The organism is Luteococcus sp., from assembly GCF_043424415.1.
Classification (GTDB): domain Bacteria; phylum Actinomycetota; class Actinomycetes; order Propionibacteriales; family Propionibacteriaceae; genus Luteococcus.
Genome location: NZ_JBHWOO010000257.1, coordinates 1 through 3,574, shown reverse-complemented (window position 1 = coordinate 3,574; position 3,574 = coordinate 1). Strand labels below are relative to the sequence as shown.

At 69.4% G+C, this 3,574-nt stretch carries 3 protein-coding genes and 2 tRNA genes; 4 read left to right on the top strand and 1 reads right to left on the bottom strand.

What is annotated here, in order from left to right; translation table 11 throughout:
• Positions 1-46: 46 nt before the first annotated feature.
• The gene (locus tag ACHFFZ_RS14780) at positions 47-1,342 is read right to left on the bottom strand and encodes a thymidine phosphorylase (protein WP_394277361.1); all 1,296 of its coding nucleotides are present in this window, start codon (positions 1,340-1,342) and stop codon (positions 47-49) included.
• Positions 1,343-1,381: 39 nt separating this feature from the next.
• Here ACHFFZ_RS14780 and ACHFFZ_RS14775 point away from each other — a divergent pair, with 39 nt between their 5' ends.
• The 4 genes from ACHFFZ_RS14775 (at position 1,382) to ACHFFZ_RS14760 (ending at position 3,494) form a co-directional block, all read left to right on the top strand.
• Positions 1,382-2,206: a fumarylacetoacetate hydrolase family protein gene (locus tag ACHFFZ_RS14775; RefSeq protein WP_394277360.1), complete on the top strand. Its 825-nt coding sequence runs from the start codon at positions 1,382-1,384 to the stop codon at positions 2,204-2,206.
• The gene (locus tag ACHFFZ_RS14770) at positions 2,203-3,228 is read left to right on the top strand and encodes a CPBP family intramembrane glutamic endopeptidase (protein WP_394277359.1); all 1,026 of its coding nucleotides are present in this window, start codon (positions 2,203-2,205) and stop codon (positions 3,226-3,228) included. Before ACHFFZ_RS14775 ends, ACHFFZ_RS14770 begins: the two co-directional genes overlap by 4 nt.
• Positions 3,229-3,272: 44 nt before the next feature.
• Positions 3,273-3,344 (top strand) — tRNA-Gln (locus ACHFFZ_RS14765).
• A 74-nt stretch (positions 3,345-3,418) separates the two neighbouring features.
• Positions 3,419-3,494, top strand: a tRNA-Glu gene (locus tag ACHFFZ_RS14760).
• The last annotated feature ends 80 nt before the right edge of the window (positions 3,495-3,574 follow it).

Below are 3,574 nucleotides of genomic sequence, written 5' to 3'. Positions count from 1 at the left end.
TATGTCCCGGCCGGTGCCTGCGGCATCATCCTGCTGGCCGGATCGGTCAGCTGATCCGGTCGATCACCAAGGGCTGGCGCTCGAGGGTCTCGTCGCCGATCTCGATGCCGCCGGCCAGTGCCTCGCGGGCCCTCGCAAAGGCCTCGGGGGTGTCGGTGTGCAGCGTCAGCAGCGGCTGGCCCTTGGTGACGCGGTCGCCGGGCTTGGCGTGCATCACCACGCCGGCACCGGCCTGCACCGGGTCCTCCTTGCGGGCACGTCCGGCTCCCAGACGCCAGGCGGCGACGCCGACGGCCATCGCGTCCAGCTGGGTCAGCACGCCGTCTCGCTCGGCCACCACGTCCTCGGTCTCCTTCGCCCACGGCAGCTCCGCCTCCGGGTCGCCGCCCTGGGCGCGCACCATCTGCTTCCAGGCGTCCATCGCCGAGCCGTCCGCCAGGGCCTTCTCGGGGTCGGCGTCGCTGCCGGCGGCCTGCAGCATCTCCCGGGCGAGGGCCAGGGTCAGCTCGACGACGTCGGCCGGGCCGCCCCCGGCCAGCACCTCGACCGACTCGCGCACCTCCAGGGCATTGCCAGCGGTCAGGCCAAGCGGAGTCGACATGTCGGTGAGCAGGGCGACGGTGGTCACATCGGCCGCCTTGCCGAGCGCCACCATGCGGCGTGCCAGCTCACGAGCATCGTCGAGGGTCTTCATGAAGGCGCCGGAGCCCACCTTGACGTCGAGCACCAGCGCGCCGGTGCCCTCGGCGATCTTCTTGCTCATGATGGAGCTGGCGATCAGCGGGATGGCCTCGACGGTGCCGGTGACGTCACGCAGGGCGTAGAGCTTCTTGTCGGCGCGCGCCAGGCCGTCACCGGCGGCGCAGATGACCGCCCCGACCTCCTCCAGCTGGCGCATCATCTGGTCATTGCTGAGAGTCGCCTGCCATCCGGGGATGGCCTCCATCTTGTCGAGGGTGCCGCCGGTGTGGCCGAGGCCGCGGCCCGAGAGCTGGGGGACGGCCACGCCGCAGGCGGCAACCAGCGGCGCCAGCGGCAGGGTGATCTTGTCGCCCACCCCGCCGGTGGAGTGCTTGTCGCTGGTCGCGCGGCTCAGGGCCTGGAAGTCGAGCCGCACACCGGTGTCGATCATCGCCTGGGTCCAGGTGGCGAGCTCGGCGTCGTCGAGGCCCTGGAAGAGGATGGCCATCGCCATGGCGCTCATCTGCTCGTCGGCGACGATGCCCTCGGTGTAGGCCTCGATGAGCCAGCGCACCTGCTCGTCGGGCAGCCGGTGCCCGTCGCGCTTGGTGCGGATGAGTTCGACGGCGCTGAAGGCCTGTGCGTTGAAGTCTGCTGCCATGACTGCAGTATCGCAGGCGCAACGGATATCCTCTCAGGCATGCGCATCGCCAGATATGCCCTTGCCGGAGCAGAGCCCCAGTTCGGCCTCGTCGAACTCGCCACCGACGGCGGGGAGCACCCCGAGACCATCGCAGCCATCACCGGAGACCCCCTCGCGGGGCCGGTCAACTACACCGGCGAGCGCCATTCGCTCGACGAGGTGCGCCTGCTGGCGCCCGTCATCCCTCGCAGCAAGGTGATCGGCGTGGGTCGCAATTACGCGGCCCATGCCGCCGAGATGGGCAATGAGGTGCCCGAGAACCCGCTGCTGTTCATCAAGCCCAACACCTCGGTGATCGGCCCCGACGACCCGATCGTGCGCCCCAGGGGCGTCACCAACCTGCACCACGAGGGCGAGATCGCCGTCGTGATCGGTCGCATCTGCAAGCAGGTCCCGGCGGACCGTGTGCAGGAGGTGGTCTTCGGCTACACCGTCGCCAATGACGTCAGTGCCCGCGACTGGCAGGAGTCGGACGGCCAGTGGACGCGTGCCAAGGGTTCGGACACCTTCTGCCCGCTGGGTCCGTGGATCGTGACGCACCTGTCCCTGGAGGAGGCCGGCGCGCTGCAGATCACCACCGAGGTGGCCAGCCAGCGCACTCCCGAGGACCGTGAGGTGCGCCAGGACGACTCGACGAAGCTGATGGTGCGCCCGGTGGCCGAGCTGGTCAGTGCGATCAGCGAGTTCACCACGCTGCTGCCCGGCGACGTGATCCTCACCGGCACCCCGGCGGGGGTCGGCGCGATGGAGCCGGGCCAGCGGGTCAGCATCACCATCGACCAGATCGGCGAGCTGTCCAATCCCGTCGTGGACGAGGAGTGAGCCAGAAGGGAGTGAGCCGGTCCAGTCGTGGCGCCGAGCCGGTGCGGGCCACCTCCGGCCCGCTCGCGGCCGGTGTGCAGGAGCCGCCCGCGGGAGTCGACTTCGCCCATGCCCTCACCGGCCCCGACCAGAGCCCGCTCAGGCCGGTCTTCGGCGCCCTGATGGCCTTCTCGCTGTACGCCGTGGCGGTGCCGATGGTGGCCCAGCTGGTGGTCTGGATGGGGTGGCTGATGGGTGGACGCCCGGGGCCCTTCGGGGTCTACCTGCGGGAGGCGCTGGCCTTCGAGCACATTCCCGGCCTGGTGGGGGCGCACCTCGGCCTGGCGCTGTTGACGCTCATCTCGCTGGGCCTGGTGCGCCTGGTCCACGGCCGTCGTGTCGAGTGGGGCATGAGTGTCCAGCCGGGGATGCGCTGGCGCTACCTGCTGCTCTGCCTACCGGTGGCCGCCGTGGTGCTCAATGGCGTGCTGCTGGTGGGCTCGGCAGGTTCCGGCTTCCACCTGCAGCCCCAGGCGCACGTCGCGTGGTGGCTGTTGGCGGTGCTTCTGACGGCCCCCTTGCAGGCGGCGGGGGAGGAGTTCTTCTTCCGCGGCTACCTGTTGCAGGCCACCGGTTCCTTGGCGAGCCAGCTGGGCGGAGGCCAGCAGATCGCGAGGATTGCTGCCGTGGTGGGCTCCTCGCTGGTCTTCGCGCTCTTCCACGGTGTGCAGAATCCGGCACTGTTCGTCGACCGCTTCGGCTTCGGCCTGCTGGCGGGGTTGCTGGTGCTGCGCACCGGGGGCCTGGAGGCCGGCATCGCCTGCCACGTGGCCAACAACCTGTTCGCCTTCGGGTGGGCGGCGCTGGGTGGCGGCATTGCCGAGGCCAGGGCGCTGCAGTCGATCGGTTGGGCCCAGGCCGTCAGCGACCTGACCGGTTTTGCGCTCTTCGCCCTGTGTGCTGCGTGGATCGCGGGGCGGATGAACCTGGCCTCCCGTAACCCCCTGGCCGACCGATTTGGCATGCAGCCGCGACTCGGGTAGTGTTCTACCTCGTTGCGCCGCTGAAAACGCCAAGGTTGCAACGAAGGGGTATGGGGTAATTGGCAGCCCGACGGTTTCTGGTTCCGTTAGTCCAGGTTCGAGTCCTGGTACCCCTGCGAAAGTCAGGAATTGCCCTGAAAAGCACATTCCACTAGGCTTTCACTCGCTTCGGAAACGGAGCACTCGCTAGGGCCCCGTTGTGTAGCGGCCTAGCACGCCGCCCTCTCAAGGCGGTAGCGCGGGTTCGAATCCCGTCGGGGCTACCAGCAAGACCCCCACCGAGTCTCGGTGGGGGTCTTCTGTGTTTTCCCCTTGCGAGGCGTGCCGCGGCTGGCCTCCAAACATA

Bases quoted from the DNA above. Each gene is read 5' to 3' on its own strand.
- ACHFFZ_RS14780 (WP_394277361.1), bottom strand. From the start codon at position 1,342: ATGGCAGCAGACTTCAACGCACAGGCCTTCAGCGCCGTCGAACTCATC.
- ACHFFZ_RS14775 (WP_394277360.1), top strand. From the start codon at position 1,382: ATGCGCATCGCCAGATATGCCCTTGCCGGAGCAGAGCCCCAGTTCGGC.